This window comes from Lentibacter sp. XHP0401, assembly GCF_025751535.1.
Classification (GTDB): domain Bacteria; phylum Pseudomonadota; class Alphaproteobacteria; order Rhodobacterales; family Rhodobacteraceae; genus Lentibacter.
The window spans coordinates 138,557-152,076 of the sequence record NZ_JAOWLC010000012.1; the positions used below are offsets into that span (position 1 = coordinate 138,557).

Here is a 13,520-nt window from a genome sequence, read left to right on the forward strand (position 1 = left end):
GTTTTTTCTTTATCCTTCGGAGCGCAGGATTTGCGCAGGCTTCGCTTGCAAGGCGCGCAAGGAAAAACCGATATTGGCCAAAAGGTTGGCCAGCACGCCGCAGGCGAGGATGGTGAGGGCAGAGGGCCAGATCACTACGAAGTCGGATTCAAATACAAAGGTGTTCACGGCCCATGCTGCGGTGAGGCCTGCGGCGAGCGCCACGAGGGCTGCCGCCGCGCCAAGCAAGCCTGCGCGCAAAAGAAACGAGCGCAGGATCTGGCTGCGGGTTGCACCAAGTGACTTGAGGATTGCCGCTTCGCGTTGACGGGTGGGCGCACCTGTGCCTGCGGCTCCTATCAGCACCACGAAACCTGACAGGATCGCTGCGGCTGCGCCCCAACGGGTGGCGCCTGCCAATGTGCCAAGCACTTCGGAGACACGCGCGATAGCATCACCTACAGCGACGGCAGTAATGTTGGGGTAAGCCTTTGACATATCGCGCAAGATGTCAGCTTCGGCTTCGGGCTCTGCGTAAACTGTGGCGATGAAGCTATGTGGAGCGCCTGCGACAGCGCCGGGGTTTACGGCCATGACAAATCCGATGCCGGCAGTTGAGAAATCTACTTCGCGCAGGCTGGTGATTTGGGCCTCAATGGGCCTCCCCAGAATATTGATCGTGAGTGTGTCGCCAAGCTTGAGGCCGATCTCTTCGGCTTCTTCGGCTGCGAAGCTCACTTGCGGAGGGCCGTCTGCGCCGAGCGGCCAGTGTTCGCCTGCGACGATGCTCCAGTTTTCTGGCAGCTCATCATAGTAGGTGATGCCGCGGTCGCCTTCGACAACCCAGTGGCCCGAGGCCACCTCGGTTGCGGGGACGCCATTTATTTTGGAGAGAATACCGCGCAGCATGGGCGCGGTTTCGACAAGGCTGACGGCGGGGTTTTCGCCAAGAGCGGCTTCAAACGGGCCGATCTGGCTTTTCTGGATGTCGATGAAGAAATAGGACGGGGCGATTGTTGGCAAATCGGCGGTGATGGCGCGGCGCAGGTTGCCATCGACTTGGCCAACGGTAGACAGCACGGCGAGGCCGAGGCCGAGGGAAAGCACGGTGGTGAGCGCATCAGAGCGTGCGCCTCCGATAGAAGCAAGCGCAAGGCGATGCATGGGGTTTCTGGCACGGGCGCGCAGGCGGCGGGCGAGCCAGCGCATCCCGAAGGCGGCGAGTGCCAGAACAGCAAGGGCAATAGCCAGCGCAGCGCTGGTATAAAGCGTGAGTGTCGCGCTGCCTGAAAACCAGAGTGCCGCGCCGATAAGGGCGGCGCTGAGCAGCACGATGAGCGCAAGATAGGGCCAACGCGGCAAGCCGCCTGTGCCAGCCTCGCTTTCGCGAAAGAGCGTGGCGGCACGCACGTTTTCGCTACGGGCAAGTGGCCAGATGGTGAAAATCGCGGCGGTGAGCAAGCCGTAGATGGCTGCTTCGAAAAGTGGTGCGGGATAAAGCGCGAAGGCGGCCGGCACGGGCAGTAACGTGCCAAGCCACGGGCCGAGGAGGAGTGGAATGCCACCGCCAAGGATGAGACCAAGAGTGATGCCCAGCACGGCCATGACCGAGATCTGCACTGCATAGCTTGTGAGGATGGTTTTGCGTGACGCCCCGATGCTGCGCAGGGTGGCTATAACGCGGGTCTTGCGGGCAAGATAGGCTCCCACGGCGATCGACACGCCAATGCCGCCCATGGCGAGGCCCGAGAAGCCAACCAGCACGAGGAAGGCTCCCAAGCGGGCGATGAAAGCGCTGGCTTGGGGCGCGGCGTTGCGGGCATCTTTCCAGCGGATGCCGCTGTCGGGCAAGGCGGCGCGCAGATCGCTTTCCAGCGCATCTAAATCTGTGCCTGCGGGGAGATCGAGCCTGTAAGAGCTGTCAAAAAGCGTGCCGGAAGAGAGCAAGCCGGACCCCTCAAGAGCGGCCCGGTAAAGTAGGGTGCGCGGGCCGAGAGAAAAGCCGCTGGCCACGCTGTCAGGCTCACGGGTAAGGGCGGCGCGCAGCTCAAAGCGGGCCTCGCCGAGGGCGAAGATTTGTCCGACTTCAAGCCCGAGGCGAGCGATGAGGGCAGGATCCATGACCGCGCCGAAGACGCCGTTTTGCTTGGCCAAAGCTTCAGACAGAGGCATGTCAGGCTCAAGCGCAACCGCGCCTGTGAGCGGATAGGCGGTATCGACAGCCTTCACCTGTGTCAGCACACGCGTGTCGCCCACGGCTGCAAGCGAGCGGAAATCGGCGATCTCGGAAAGGGCTGTGGCGCTGGCTTCAAATGCGGCGCGTTCTTCAGGGCTGGCAAAGCGGTAGGTCAGCGAAATTTCAGCATCGCCACCCAAAAGCACGGCACCGTTTTCGGACAGGCCGCGCTCAAGTGCCTCGCGGATGGTCCCGATTGCCGCGATGGCAGCAACCCCGAGGGCGAGGCAGATGAGAAAAACATAAAAACCGCGCGCACCGCCGCGCAGTTCGGCGCGGGCGAGGCGAAAAGACGTGTGAAGGCTCATGCGACTGGCTCTTCTGGAACGAGTTTTCCGCCGGATAGCTGAGTGACACGGGCGCAGCGTGTGGCGAGGGCCGTGTCATGGGTGACGAGCACAAGGGTTGTGCCCGAGGCTTTGCAAAGCTCAAAGATGAGATCTGAAACCGCAGCGCCTGTGGCACTGTCGAGGTTGCCTGTGGGCTCGTCGGCCAGCAGTATTTTGGGCTTTGGTGCAAGGGCGCGCGCGAGAGCCACGCGCTGTTGCTCCCCACCTGAAAGCTGCGCAGGGAAATGACCCGAGCGTTCGGCGAGGCCTACTGCGGCGAGGCCAGCCTCGGCCTGTGCTCGAGCATCGGCCATGCCTGCAAGCTCCAGAGGCAGCGCGACATTTTCGAGCGCAGTGAGTGTTGGAATAAGGTGGAAAGACTGAAAGACAATGCCCATATTGGATAGACGGAACTTCGCAAGGGCATCTTCGCTCATTGTGCCGAGGTCTTGGCCGAGGGCTTCAATCTGCCCGCTTGTGGCGCGCTCAAGCCCGCCCATGAGCATGAGCAGCGAGGACTTGCCAGAGCCTGACGGGCCAGTGAGCGCAAGGGTTTCGGCGGAGTTTACGGCGAGGGTGATGCCAGAGAGAATGGTGACAGAACCCGCGTTGCCTGACAAAGAGAGGCCCGCGTTTGTGAGCTGGATAATTGGAGACGTCATGAAAAATTGCCTGTTTGGAGTGCTGCCTGTTTCATATGGGGGTGTGGTGGCGATGCGCAAGGCAACTTTGGCACTTGTGCTGATTTGCTTTGGTGCCAGCGGTTCGGCGGCAGAACCTATGCGTGTTCTGGCCTTTGGCGACAGCCTCACGCAGGGCTACGGGCTGATGGAGCAAGACGGGCTTGTGCCGCAGTTACAAGGCTGGATGCGCGCGCGAGGCGCAGATGTTATCATGGTGAACGCCGGTGTTTCGGGAGACACAACGGCAGGCGGAGCTGCGCGGATCGGATGGAGCCTGAGCCCGGATATCAAGGCGGTTATGGTTGCGCTGGGCGGTAATGATATGCTGCGCGGGCTGCCGCCTGAAGATGCAAAGGCGAATTTGACCAAGGTGATTGAGACCGCGCAAGCTGCGAAAATACCTGTGTTATTGGTCGGAATGCAAGCGCCTGGGAATTATGGCGAAACATACAAAGAGGCATTTGAGGGCATTTATGCTGATCTGGCTGAGGCTTATGGCACGCTTTATGAGCCAAATTTTTTGAGCGCCTTGGGAGAAACACCAACCGAAGCGTTGGCGTGGATGCAAAGCGATGGTGTGCATCCGAATGAAGCGGGTGTTGGCAAGATTGTCGAAGTGCTTGGGCCACGGCTGTTAGAGCTTGTGGCTGCGGCGCGCAATGACGAGTGAGACGGCTTAGCGGGTTGTCAAACCTTCACGGCTTTCACGTTCAACGACAGTTTGCGTTGCGACGAGGGCAACCGAGATGAGCACGGGTGTGATGGAACACATCATATAGAGTGCGAATGCTCCGAGCAAACCGAGCCCTAGCACAAAATACGAGATCAGCGCGGCGGCTAAGCCAACAACGCTTCCAAAAATGACAGTTATGATCAGCATGGTATGAACCTTGTTTTATCCCTATCTAGACTTATGGAGGAGTAAAAGGGCGAGAATATGGCGGCACTGGAAAAAAGTTGGAACAGATTGCAAGCTATTCCCCATCCCTTACCAAAACGTTAAAGATGCGGGGACAGCGCGTTGAAAGGCCAAAAACATGACTGAAATTGAACCCACCGGGGAGTTGACATTACGCACCGTAGCGATGCCTGCGGATGTAAATGTGAACGGAGATATTTTTGGCGGCTGGGTGCTGGCGCAGATGGATATTGCCAGCGGAATTGTCGCCGCCGAGCGCGCCGACGGGCGGGTGGCGACTGTGGCTGTGGATGCGATGAAATTCATTCGCCCCGTGCAGGTGGGAGATGTGCTCTGCGTCTATGCCTGGGTTGAGCGGGTCGGGAATACCTCGATGGCGATCGGGCTTGAGGCCTGGGCGCGCCGGCGGCACACGGGTGTGCGTGACAAAGTCACTGAAGGGCTCTTTACCTATGTCGCGATCGACGAGGAAGGACGCCCGCGGCCAGTGCCTTCTAAAGGCACGGCCGCGGGCTAAGTTATTTATTTTACTGCGGTAATCAGAAACTCGACTTTGTAGTCAGGCGTGGCCAGTTTGGCCTCGCCGCAGGCGCGTGCGGGCGTGTGGCCTTGCGGAACCCAGGCATCCCAAACCGCGTTCATGGCGGCGAAATCGGCCATGTCGGCGAGCCAGATGGTGCATTGCAGGATCTTGGTTTTGTCAGAGCCGACTTCGGCCAGAAGGGTGTCGATCTGGGCGAGGCAGTCTTGCGTCTGGGCGGTGACATCATGCTCGGGTTTGCCGACTTGACCTGCGAGATAGATGGTATCGCCGTGGGTGACGATCTGGCTCATGCGGGCATTGGTGTGGTGACGGGTGATCTCGGCCATGGGGCGCTCCTTTGAATTGATTTCGCGACCATATGTGAGGCGCTTCGGGATGGGAAGAGCGGGCGGTATTTCATGCCAGAAAAGCAGCACAACTCAGGCCCCGAAACGCAAAAGGCGCGCCCGAATGGACGCGCCTTTAAGTGTTCTGGAAGAACAGCTTACATCAATTCGATGTTTGACGCTGCTTCGCGGCCGTCGCGGCCTGCTTCGATGTCGAAGCTTACTTTTTGGTTGTCGGCGAGGCCTGTGAGGCCTGCGCGCTCAACGGCTGAGATGTGAACGAACACGTCTTTTGAGCCGCCATCAGGAGCGATAAAGCCGAAGCCTTTTGTTGAGTTGAACCATTTTACTGTGCCAGTAGCCATCAGTGTTTTCCTTAAGTAATGTTGCCCGCGAAAGTGCAGCAACCCGGCTTATTCACGTCGTCGTCGTCTAGAACTGTGAGCCGGTGGTCGGAAAACAGGGGTCGAGTAGAAGATCGTAGCAAGAGGTATATGGCACTGATCGGGATTCGTTACAAGAGGGGCAGCGAACGCTGTGGTTAACGGGCAAGAGCCTGCCCAAAACCGGGGGGTGATATGCGTGCACCCTGCGTGCACACCCTGTGCACCGGCTATTTGTTAATTTCTGTTAGGGAAATTTGGTTAAGGTGGCGTGCGGTGCTCTTGTTTGCGCGAGCGGCTAACGTATATTGAAACTGGAATGTGATGGAGGCTGAAATGGCTGGAAAGAAACTGACATGTCTTGCGTGCGGACAGCTTAACCGCGTGCCGGAAGAAAAGCTCGGCGCGGGGGCGAAATGTGGAACCTGCGGCGCGAAGCTGATTTCAACCAAGGCGGTGGAGATCGATTTTGCGACGCTGCAAAAGGCGGCGAAGAACGACGAGCTTCCGCTGGTCGTGGACTTCTGGGCGCCGTGGTGCGGGCCGTGCAAGATGATGGGCCCCGAGTTCAGCAAAGCCGCCGACGTGCTGGCCGGCAAGGCGCGGCTGGTGAAGCTGAATACGGAAGAACACCAGAAGGCCGGGCAGGTTTACGGGATACGGGGTATTCCGACCATGGTGCGCTTTGAAGGCGGGAAGGAAAAGAAGCGGCAGAGCGGAGCTATGCGGGCAGGGGATATTGTGAGCTGGGTGGGGTGAGGGTGTTGGTGTGGTAGGTTAGCACCCACCCTACAGGTTGCTGCGACTGGCGCCCACCTCGTGTCGGGCGCAGCCTTTAGTGAAATAAAAGAAGGGCGGCCTAAAGGCCGCTCAACTATTTGCAGACAGCGTCTGGAACACCCCGACCTTTGAGAATGATTGTGCCGCCTGCACCCGTTGATACGCTGCGTGGAACATTCGTCTTGTCGTTCACAAGTGTGCCCTTCTTGGTCATCCGGTAGCCATTTGAGATTGTGCGACCGTCCATAGTGACTTTGAACTTGATACGGCCTTTGGCATTGGGTGCGCCAAAGTTGATAGTAACGTTCTTACCATCGGCAGTGCAGTTCAGGTTCTTCCCGTTAAGAAGTGCGAGGGCATCAGCGCCAGACAGCTCTTTTGCGTGCGTGGGGCTAGAAAAGGCGATTGTTGCTAAAGTTACGACGGTGAAAAAGCGTTTGATGTGCAATGTACTTTCCTCAGTGAGTTATAATGACACCGACTATGTTTCTTCCGTCATATGAACTCAAGTTAGAAAGGGCCGGTTATTTGCTCGACAAACAACCGGCCTTGCGTTTCTAAATAGAGATAGGGCAAGCCTTAGCGGCTGAACTTCTTATGCTTCAAGCGCTTGGGTTCGAGCGCATCCGCGCCCAGACGGCGTTTCTTGTCTTCCTCGTAGTCCTCAAAGTTGCCTTCGAACCATTCTACGTGCGCTTCGCCTTCAAAGGCGAGCATGTGGGTGCAGATGCGGTCGAGGAAGAAGCGGTCGTGGGAGATGACCACGGCGCAGCCGGCGAAGTCGGTGAGGGCATCTTCCAAGGCGCGCAGCGTTTCGACATCAAGGTCGTTTGTCGGCTCATCGAGCAGGAGGACGTTGCCGCCTTCTTTCAGAAGCCGCGCCATGTGGACGCGGTTGCGCTCGCCGCCAGAGAGCAGGGAGAGCTTTTTCTGCTGGTCGCCGCCTTTGAAGTTGAACGCGGAGCAATAGGCGCGGGAGTTCACCTCGGCGTCGCCCAGTTGGATGATGTCGTTGCCACCCGAGATGGCCTGCCAGACGGTATCGTCGGGGTTGAGATCATCACGCGACTGGTCGACATAGGAGAGCTGCACCGTGTCGCCGTAGGTGACTGTGCCCTCGTCGGGCTTTTCCTGCCCGGTGAGCATCTTGAAGAGCGTGGATTTACCCGCGCCGTTGGGGCCGATCACCCCGACGATGCCCCCGGGGGGCAGGGCGAAGGAGAGGTCTTCGACCAGCAGCTTGTCGCCCATGGCCTTTTTGAGACCCTCGACCTCGATGACCTTGCCGCCGAGGCGGGGGCCATTGGGGATGATGATCTGCGCGCGGCCGACTTTTTCGCGCTCGGACTGCGAGGCGAGCTCGTTATAGGCGTTGATACGGGCTTTTTGCTTGGCCTGGCGGGCTTTCTGGCCCTGACGCATCCATTCGAGTTCGCGTTCCAGTGTCTTTTGCTTGGATTTATCTTCCTTGGCCTCTTGCGAGAGGCGTTTGGCCTTTTGCTCGAGCCATGCGGAGTAGTTGCCCTCGTAGGGGATGCCTTTTCCGCGGTCGAGTTCGAGAATCCAGCTGGTGATATCGTCGAGGAAGTAGCGGTCGTGCGTGACGATCAGGATGGTTCCTGCGTAATCAATCAGGTGCTGCTGAAGCCAGGCGATGGTTTCGGCGTCGAGGTGGTTGGTCGGTTCATCGAGCAGCAGCATATCGGGCGCTTCGAGCAGCAGTTTGCAGAGCGCGACGCGGCGGGCTTCACCGCCTGAAAGGGAGGCGACGGCGGCGTCATCGGGCGGGCAGCGCAGGGCTTCCATGGCGACGTCGATCTGGCTGTCGAGATCCCAGAGGTTCTCGGCGTCGATCTGGTCTTGCAGGGCGGCCATTTCATCGGCTGTTTCATCGGAGTAGTTCATCGCGAGTTCGTTGTAGCGCTCGAGCTTGGCTTGCTTGGCGGCGACACCGAGCATGACGTTGCCGCGCACATCGAGGGTTTCATCAAGTTTCGGCTCTTGGGGGAGGTAGCCGACCTTGGCCCCCTCGGCTTGCCACGCTTCGCCGGTGAAGTCCTTGTCCATGCCGGCCATGATTTTCATCAGGGTCGATTTACCCGAGCCGTTGACCCCGACCACACCGATTTTGACACCGGGGAGGAAGTTGAGGTGAATGTTCTCGAAGCATTTCTTGCCGCCGGGGTATGTCTTGGAGACGCCCTGCATGTGGTAGACGTATTGGTAAGCGGCCATGGGAAACCTCATGTTTTGTGTGACTGTGTTGGCAGGGGTGATAGCCTTTGGCGGGCGTGGGGGCAATGCGCTAGTTGTGGTGCTTTAGGCGGCTGCGGGATGGATATTTGAGGCAATAAGAAAGAGCACGCGGCGCACGTTGACTTTGCGTTGACTTTACGGGGGCGGCTGGCGAGAACGGGCGCATGAGACAGGGTTTGCCATATGTGCCTGCGGGCCGCGTGATCGGGCTGTTGGGCGGATCGTTTGATCCGGCTCACGGCGGGCATGTGCATATCACGCGGGAAGCTTTGAAGCGCTTCGGGCTGGACGAGGTCTGGTGGCTTGTATCGCCCGGCAACCCTTTGAAGGCCGAGGGGCCAGCGCCTTTGGGCGAGCGGATGGCGCGGGCGCGGGAGGTTATGGTGCATCCGCGTGTGAGGATCAGCGATTTTGAGACGCGGGCAGGCACGAGGTATACTGCCGAGACTTTGCGCGCGTTGATGATGGCTTATCCGAAAGCGCGGTTTGTCTGGCTGATGGGGGCGGACAATCTGGCACAGTTTGACCGGTGGGGCGACTGGAAGTGGATTATCGAGACGGTGCCGATCGGTATTCTCGCGCGGCCCGGGCAGCGGCTACAGGCGCGGGGGGCGAAGGCGGCCGATATTTACCGCCGCTTTCAGCTGCGCGCGTCTGAGAGCCAGCTTTTGGCGCACGCGCCAGCGCCTGCGTGGTGTTTTGTGAACGTTCCGATGCGCGCTGTTTCCTCCAGTGACATTCGCGCGAGGGGTAAGTGGTAACGCTTGTGGGCGTTTGCGAATTGAGCTTACAGTTGAGGGTATGATGCGTAATATTTCAAAACGGTTTTTCCTGAGTTCAGGGCTGTCGGCCCTTGCAACGGCAGCTTGTGCGCGCGCGCCTGATGTCTCGTTGCGGCCCGAGCCGCGGCCCGCCGGGGGCGCCGGTGTGAGCACCTCGACGGCGGGCGCCGCCGCGCCCAAGGCGGCCAGTGCGGAGGCGCTGATTGCGCGGGCCGAGCTTGGCGGGCGAGTGGGCTTTGCTGTGGCGGATGCCAAGACGGGGCTGCTGCTTGAGAGCCGCGAGGCGCGGCGCGGGCTGCCGCCTGCGAGTGTGACCAAAGCCGTGACGGCGCTGTATGCGCTGGGCACGTTGGGGGCCGGTCACCGCTTTTTCACCGAGCTTGTCGCCATGGGGCCAGTGAGCGGCGGTGTGCTGAAAGGTGATCTGATACTGAAAGGCGGGGGTGACCCGACGCTGGACACCGACCGTATGGTAAAGCTCGCGGCCGAGCTGAAGGCGGCTGGGGTGCGCGAGGTGCAGGGCAGGTTTTATGTGGATGGCACGGCTCTTCCGAGCCTCAACGAGATTGACCGCGACCAACCCGAGCATGTGGGGTATAACCCTGCGATCTCGGGTATCGCGCTGAACTTTAACCGTGTGCATTTTGAATGGAAGCGCGCAGGTGGCAAATGGGCCACCACGATGGACGCGCGCAGCAACAGCCACCGCCCGTCTGTGCGCTTTGCCAAGATGAAGATCGCTTCGCGGGATATGCCTGTTTACACCTATGCGGGCAAGGGCGAGGAAGACCATTGGAGCGTTTCGGCCAAGGCGCTGGGCAAGGGCGGCTCGCGCTGGTTGCCTGTGCGCCACCCCGAGATTTATGCGGGCGAAGTGCTGCGTGACCTGGCGCGTGCACAAGGCGTTACGCTTCCGCAGCCACAAAAGGGCACAGGGCGCGGCGGGGGCCGTGTTCTTGTGCGCCAGCAGAGTGTCGAGCTGAGCCGCATGTGTCGCGATTTTCTGTTCTATTCCAACAACCTGATGGCCGAGATGGTCGGGCTGGCCGCCACCAAGGCGCGCAATGGCAAGGTGAGCACATTGAAGGCAAGTGCCGGCGAGATGAGCCAGTGGGCGGGCCAGCAGCTTGGCATGAAGTCGAGCCGTTTTGTCGACCACTCGGGGCTTGGCGATGCTTCAGAGGCCACGGCAGAAGACATGGCGTTGGCGCTGGTGCGTGCGCGAGGGGTGATTGAACCGCTGCTGAAACGGTTTGACATGCGTGACAGCAAGGGCAACGTGATGAAGAACCACCCCATTGGTGTGCATGCCAAGACAGGGACGCTTAACTTTGTGAGCGCATTGGCAGGCTATGCGCGTGCACCTGACGGCACGCTGATGAGCTTTGCTATTTTTGCCGCCGACGAGAGCACGCGCGCACGCATCAAGCGTGACGATCGTGAAAGCCCGCGCGGTGCGCGCAGCTGGAACAGGCGTGCCAAAGGGTTGCAGCAAGGCCTGATCGAACGCTGGGGCGCGCTTTACGGCGTGTGAGAGGCTGCGCTTTAGCGTATCAGAGCGTGATGTGACGCGCACGTGCGCCGCGTTCGATGGCGGCGGCGTGGAGGCGGTCAATCGAAAGCTCGTAGCGGATTTCTTCCAGGAGGCGCAGCTCTGATTCTGCGAGTTTTCCATCGGCGGCGGCGACATCGCAGGCAAGGGCATAGGCGGTTTCAAAGAGCGCTTCGGGGAGGTTGTCGCGCACGAGGCCGAAGAGGGCATCAAGCCCGTCTTCCTGACCGAAGAGATCAAACACCACCTGGGCTGTTCTGTTCATACGGTCGATATCATAATCTGCAAAGACGGGCAGCATGTTGACTGTGTTTTCGATCTTCACAAGCTCTGCTGTGCGGATGTCTTCATCTGAGGCCGAAACGGCGATCATCACGGCGACGAGGCAATCCTGGGGCGACATGGGGTGCGATGTTGTATCTTGCATTGGAGCGCTCCTTGAAAGCTTTGTTGCAGTGCAGAATATTGACCAATGGCGCGCTTGCCAATAGGAAGCATGAAGTTTGGTCCCTGCGTTGTGTAGATGGACCGCAATGGAGAAGAAAACAATGTCGGCACTGCGTGACGCTGCGATGAAATCAAAAGCCTGGCCCTTTGTAGAGGCGCGTCGCGTTTTGAAGCGTTATGAGAAGCAGCCGCCCAAGAAGGGCTTTGTTCTGTTCGAGACGGGCTATGGCCCCTCGGGCCTGCCGCATATCGGGACATTCGGCGAAGTGGCGCGCACAACGATGATCCGCCATGCCTTTGGGGTGATCAGCGATATTCCGACCAAGCTTATCTGCTTTTCCGACGATCTGGACGGGATGCGCAAGGTTCCGGGCAATGTGCCCAACCCCGAGGCGCTGGCGGAGCATTTGCAAAAGCCGCTGACCAGCGTGCCTGACCCTTTCGAGAAGTTTGACAGCTTTGGTGCGCATAACAACGCGATGCTGCGGCGCTTTCTGGATACCTTCGGGTTTGAATACGAGTTTATCTCGGCGACAGAATTCTACGCTTCGGGGCAGTTTGACGAAGTGCTTTTGCGCGCAGCCGAGAAATATGATGAGATCATGGCTGTGATGCTCAAGTCTTTGCGCGAAGAGCGTCGCAAAACTTATTCGATTTTCCTGCCGATCCACCCTGAAACGGGGCGGGTGATGTATGTGCCGATGAAAGAAGTGAATGCCAAGGACGGCACGATCACTTTTGACACCGAAGAGGGCGAGGAAATGACCCTGCCTGTGACCGGCGGCAATGTGAAGCTACAGTGGAAGCCCGACTTTGGCGCGCGCTGGGCGGCGCTGGGTGTGGACTTTGAGATGTATGGCAAGGACCACAGCACCAACACGCCGATTTATGACAGCATCTGCCGTATTCTGGGCGAACGTGCGCCGGAGCATTTCACTTATGAGCTGTTTCTCGACGAGAACGGCCAGAAAATCTCGAAATCAAGCGGCAATGGCGTGTCTATTGATGAATGGCTCACCTACGCCAGTACCGAGAGCCTTGGCTACTTCATGTATCTGAAGCCGCAGACCGCGAAGCGGATGCATTTTGATGTGATCCCCAAGGCGGTGGACGAATACCACCAGCAGCTGCGGGCTTACGAGGGGCAGGACGAGACACAGCGCTTGAACAACCCTGTTTACCATATTCACAGCGGCGATGTGCCCAAGTCTGATATGGTTGTGCCGTTCTCGATGCTTTTGAACCTCGCCAGCGTGGCGGCATCCGAGGACAAGGAAGGGCTTTGGGGCTTTATCAAACGCTACGCACCCGAGGCGAGTGCACAAAACAACCCGCAGCTTGATGCGGCGGCGGGCTATGCTGTGCGCTACTTCAACGATTTTGTGAAGCCGACGCGCCAGTTCCGTGCGCCGACGGAGCAGGAGCGTGCGGCGCTGGAAGATCTGGTGAAGGCGTTGAAAGACCCCGCACTTGCGCGCGCGATGATCGAGACGAAAAACAAGGCGATGGGCAAGGACGAGCCTGTGGCTGAGTTGAATATGGCCGATGGCGAAGACTTGCAGAGCATTGTTTTTGCGGTGGGCAAGAACCACGGTTTCGAGAACCTGCGCGAATGGTTTGCGGCGATCTATGAGGTGTTGATGGGCGCGAGCCAAGGCCCGCGCTTTGGCAGCTTTATTGCGCTTTACGGTGTCGATGAAACCATCGATCTGATTGAGCAAGGCCTGCGCGGCGAGTTGGGTTGATTGATCTGATTCAAGGCTTGTGGCGTATCTCTTTGTAGGAGGGGACGCTATGAAACAGATTTTTTTGATTTTGACGATGGCTCTGGCCTTGTGGGTGAAGCCTGCAAAGGCAGATGATGCCGCGATCCGACAGGTGATTGCGGCTCAGATCGAAGCCTTTAAGGAGGATGATTTCGGGCGGGCGTTTACCTATGCCAGCCCGACAATCCGGAACGCGTTTCGCACGCCCGAGAACTTTGGCGCGATGGTGCGGCAGGGCTATCCTATGGTCTGGCGGCCAACGGATGTGCGCTATCTGGACGCGCGGATGGTGGCTGGGAAACTCTGGCAGAAGGTGCTTGTGACGGATGCCAAGGGCGCACGGTATTTGATGGATTACCGCATGATCGAGGTTGAAGGCGCATGGCTGATAGATGCGGTGCAGATGCTTGAATTGCCAGAGGTCAGTGTCTGATCTTTCGGATTGAACTGCGTTCAATCCGACCCGGGGGGGGGGGGGGGGGGGGGGGGGGGGGGGGGGGGGGGGGGGGGGGGGGGGGGGGGGGGGGGGGGGGGGGGG

The 13,520-nt window shown here is 59.2% G+C and carries 15 protein-coding genes; 7 read left to right on the plus strand and 8 right to left on the minus strand.

Features of this window, described 5'->3' with window-relative positions; all coding sequences use genetic code 11:
• Positions 1-9 precede the first annotated feature (9 nt).
• The gene (locus OE750_RS15375) at positions 10-2,523 is read right to left on the minus strand and encodes an ABC transporter permease (RefSeq protein WP_263765194.1); all 2,514 of its coding nucleotides are present in this window, start codon (positions 2,521-2,523) and stop codon (positions 10-12) included.
• The gene (locus OE750_RS15380) at positions 2,520-3,206 is read right to left on the minus strand and encodes an ABC transporter ATP-binding protein (protein ID WP_263765195.1); all 687 of its coding nucleotides are present in this window, start codon (positions 3,204-3,206) and stop codon (positions 2,520-2,522) included. Before OE750_RS15380 ends, OE750_RS15375 begins: the two co-directional genes overlap by 4 nt.
• On the opposite strand from OE750_RS15380, the gene OE750_RS15385 reads away from it, so the two are divergent.
• On the plus strand, positions 3,205-3,897 hold the full coding sequence (locus OE750_RS15385) for an arylesterase (protein ID WP_263765196.1): 693 nt from the start codon (positions 3,205-3,207) through the stop codon (positions 3,895-3,897). The genes OE750_RS15380 and OE750_RS15385 overlap by 2 nt on opposite strands.
• Before the next feature lie 6 nt (positions 3,898-3,903).
• Here OE750_RS15385 and OE750_RS15390 read toward each other — a convergent pair whose 3' ends face one another.
• The gene (locus OE750_RS15390; RefSeq protein WP_263765197.1) at positions 3,904-4,107 is read right to left on the minus strand and encodes a hypothetical protein; all 204 of its coding nucleotides are present in this window, start codon (positions 4,105-4,107) and stop codon (positions 3,904-3,906) included.
• 157 nt (positions 4,108-4,264) lie between these two features.
• On the opposite strand from OE750_RS15390, the gene OE750_RS15395 reads away from it, so the two are divergent.
• The gene (locus tag OE750_RS15395; protein WP_263765198.1) at positions 4,265-4,663 is read left to right on the plus strand and encodes an acyl-CoA thioesterase; all 399 of its coding nucleotides are present in this window, start codon (positions 4,265-4,267) and stop codon (positions 4,661-4,663) included.
• Between the two features lie 5 nt (positions 4,664-4,668).
• Here OE750_RS15395 and OE750_RS15400 read toward each other — a convergent pair whose 3' ends face one another.
• Both OE750_RS15400 and OE750_RS15405 read right to left on the minus strand, forming a co-directional pair.
• Complete coding sequence (locus OE750_RS15400; protein ID WP_263765199.1) at positions 4,669-5,016, minus strand: RidA family protein; 348 nt, start codon at positions 5,014-5,016, stop codon at positions 4,669-4,671.
• A gap of 158 nt (positions 5,017-5,174) precedes the next feature.
• A complete protein-coding gene (locus tag OE750_RS15405; RefSeq protein ID WP_089889551.1) occupies positions 5,175-5,381 on the minus strand; it encodes a cold-shock protein in 207 nt (68 codons plus the stop codon).
• A gap of 354 nt (positions 5,382-5,735) precedes the next feature.
• Between OE750_RS15405 and OE750_RS15410 the strand changes: the two genes are divergently transcribed.
• Complete coding sequence (locus OE750_RS15410; protein WP_263765200.1) at positions 5,736-6,158, plus strand: thioredoxin family protein; 423 nt, start codon at positions 5,736-5,738, stop codon at positions 6,156-6,158.
• Positions 6,159-6,273: 115 nt separating this feature from the next.
• On the opposite strand, the gene OE750_RS15415 is transcribed toward OE750_RS15410, so the two are convergent.
• A complete protein-coding gene (locus OE750_RS15415) occupies positions 6,274-6,627 on the minus strand; it encodes a hypothetical protein (RefSeq protein ID WP_263765201.1) in 354 nt (117 codons plus the stop codon).
• Positions 6,628-6,758: 131 nt separating this feature from the next.
• Positions 6,759-8,414 (minus strand): energy-dependent translational throttle protein EttA, encoded by a 1,656-nt coding sequence (gene ettA, locus OE750_RS15420; RefSeq protein WP_263765209.1) that lies wholly within the window; start codon positions 8,412-8,414, stop codon positions 6,759-6,761.
• Between the two features lie 185 nt (positions 8,415-8,599).
• On the opposite strand from ettA, the gene OE750_RS15425 reads away from it, so the two are divergent.
• Together OE750_RS15425 and dacB are read left to right on the plus strand one after the other, a co-directional pair.
• The gene (locus OE750_RS15425) at positions 8,600-9,196 is read left to right on the plus strand and encodes a nicotinate-nucleotide adenylyltransferase (protein WP_263765202.1); all 597 of its coding nucleotides are present in this window, start codon (positions 8,600-8,602) and stop codon (positions 9,194-9,196) included.
• A gap of 40 nt (positions 9,197-9,236) precedes the next feature.
• On the plus strand, positions 9,237-10,751 hold the full coding sequence (gene dacB, locus OE750_RS15430) for a D-alanyl-D-alanine carboxypeptidase/D-alanyl-D-alanine-endopeptidase (RefSeq protein ID WP_263765203.1): 1,515 nt from the start codon (positions 9,237-9,239) through the stop codon (positions 10,749-10,751).
• 19 nt (positions 10,752-10,770) lie between these two features.
• On the opposite strand, the gene OE750_RS15435 is transcribed toward dacB, so the two are convergent.
• On the minus strand, positions 10,771-11,196 hold the full coding sequence (locus OE750_RS15435) for a tellurite resistance TerB family protein (protein WP_263765204.1): 426 nt from the start codon (positions 11,194-11,196) through the stop codon (positions 10,771-10,773).
• Between the two features lie 121 nt (positions 11,197-11,317).
• On the opposite strand from OE750_RS15435, the gene OE750_RS15440 reads away from it, so the two are divergent.
• Together OE750_RS15440 and OE750_RS15445 are read left to right on the plus strand one after the other, a co-directional pair.
• Positions 11,318-12,961 (plus strand): lysine--tRNA ligase, encoded by a 1,644-nt coding sequence (locus tag OE750_RS15440; protein ID WP_263765210.1) that lies wholly within the window; start codon positions 11,318-11,320, stop codon positions 12,959-12,961.
• Positions 12,962-13,010: 49 nt separating this feature from the next.
• Positions 13,011-13,415 (plus strand): DUF4864 domain-containing protein, encoded by a 405-nt coding sequence (locus tag OE750_RS15445; protein ID WP_263765205.1) that lies wholly within the window; start codon positions 13,011-13,013, stop codon positions 13,413-13,415.
• Positions 13,416-13,520: the final 105 nt, after the last annotated feature.

Excerpts from the sequence above, each read along its gene's own strand:
- OE750_RS15375 (WP_263765194.1), bottom strand. The coding sequence starts at position 2,523 with ATGAGCCTTCACACGTCTTTTCGCCTCGCCCGCGCCGAACTGCGCGGC.
- OE750_RS15385 (WP_263765196.1), top strand. The coding sequence starts at position 3,205 with ATGAAAAATTGCCTGTTTGGAGTGCTGCCTGTTTCATATGGGGGTGTG.
- OE750_RS15380 (WP_263765195.1), bottom strand. The coding sequence starts at position 3,206 with ATGACGTCTCCAATTATCCAGCTCACAAACGCGGGCCTCTCTTTGTCA.
- OE750_RS15390 (WP_263765197.1), bottom strand. The coding sequence starts at position 4,107 with ATGCTGATCATAACTGTCATTTTTGGAAGCGTTGTTGGCTTAGCCGCC.
- OE750_RS15395 (WP_263765198.1), top strand. The coding sequence starts at position 4,265 with ATGACTGAAATTGAACCCACCGGGGAGTTGACATTACGCACCGTAGCG.
- OE750_RS15400 (WP_263765199.1), bottom strand. The coding sequence starts at position 5,016 with ATGGCCGAGATCACCCGTCACCACACCAATGCCCGCATGAGCCAGATC.
- OE750_RS15405 (WP_089889551.1), bottom strand. The coding sequence starts at position 5,381 with ATGGCTACTGGCACAGTAAAATGGTTCAACTCAACAAAAGGCTTCGGC.
- OE750_RS15410 (WP_263765200.1), top strand. The coding sequence starts at position 5,736 with ATGGCTGGAAAGAAACTGACATGTCTTGCGTGCGGACAGCTTAACCGC.
- ettA (WP_263765209.1), bottom strand. The coding sequence starts at position 8,414 with ATGGCCGCTTACCAATACGTCTACCACATGCAGGGCGTCTCCAAGACA.
- OE750_RS15425 (WP_263765202.1), top strand. The coding sequence starts at position 8,600 with ATGAGACAGGGTTTGCCATATGTGCCTGCGGGCCGCGTGATCGGGCTG.
- dacB (WP_263765203.1), top strand. The coding sequence starts at position 9,237 with ATGATGCGTAATATTTCAAAACGGTTTTTCCTGAGTTCAGGGCTGTCG.
- OE750_RS15435 (WP_263765204.1), bottom strand. The coding sequence starts at position 11,196 with ATGCAAGATACAACATCGCACCCCATGTCGCCCCAGGATTGCCTCGTC.
- OE750_RS15440 (WP_263765210.1), top strand. The coding sequence starts at position 11,318 with ATGTCGGCACTGCGTGACGCTGCGATGAAATCAAAAGCCTGGCCCTTT.
- OE750_RS15445 (WP_263765205.1), top strand. The coding sequence starts at position 13,011 with ATGAAACAGATTTTTTTGATTTTGACGATGGCTCTGGCCTTGTGGGTG.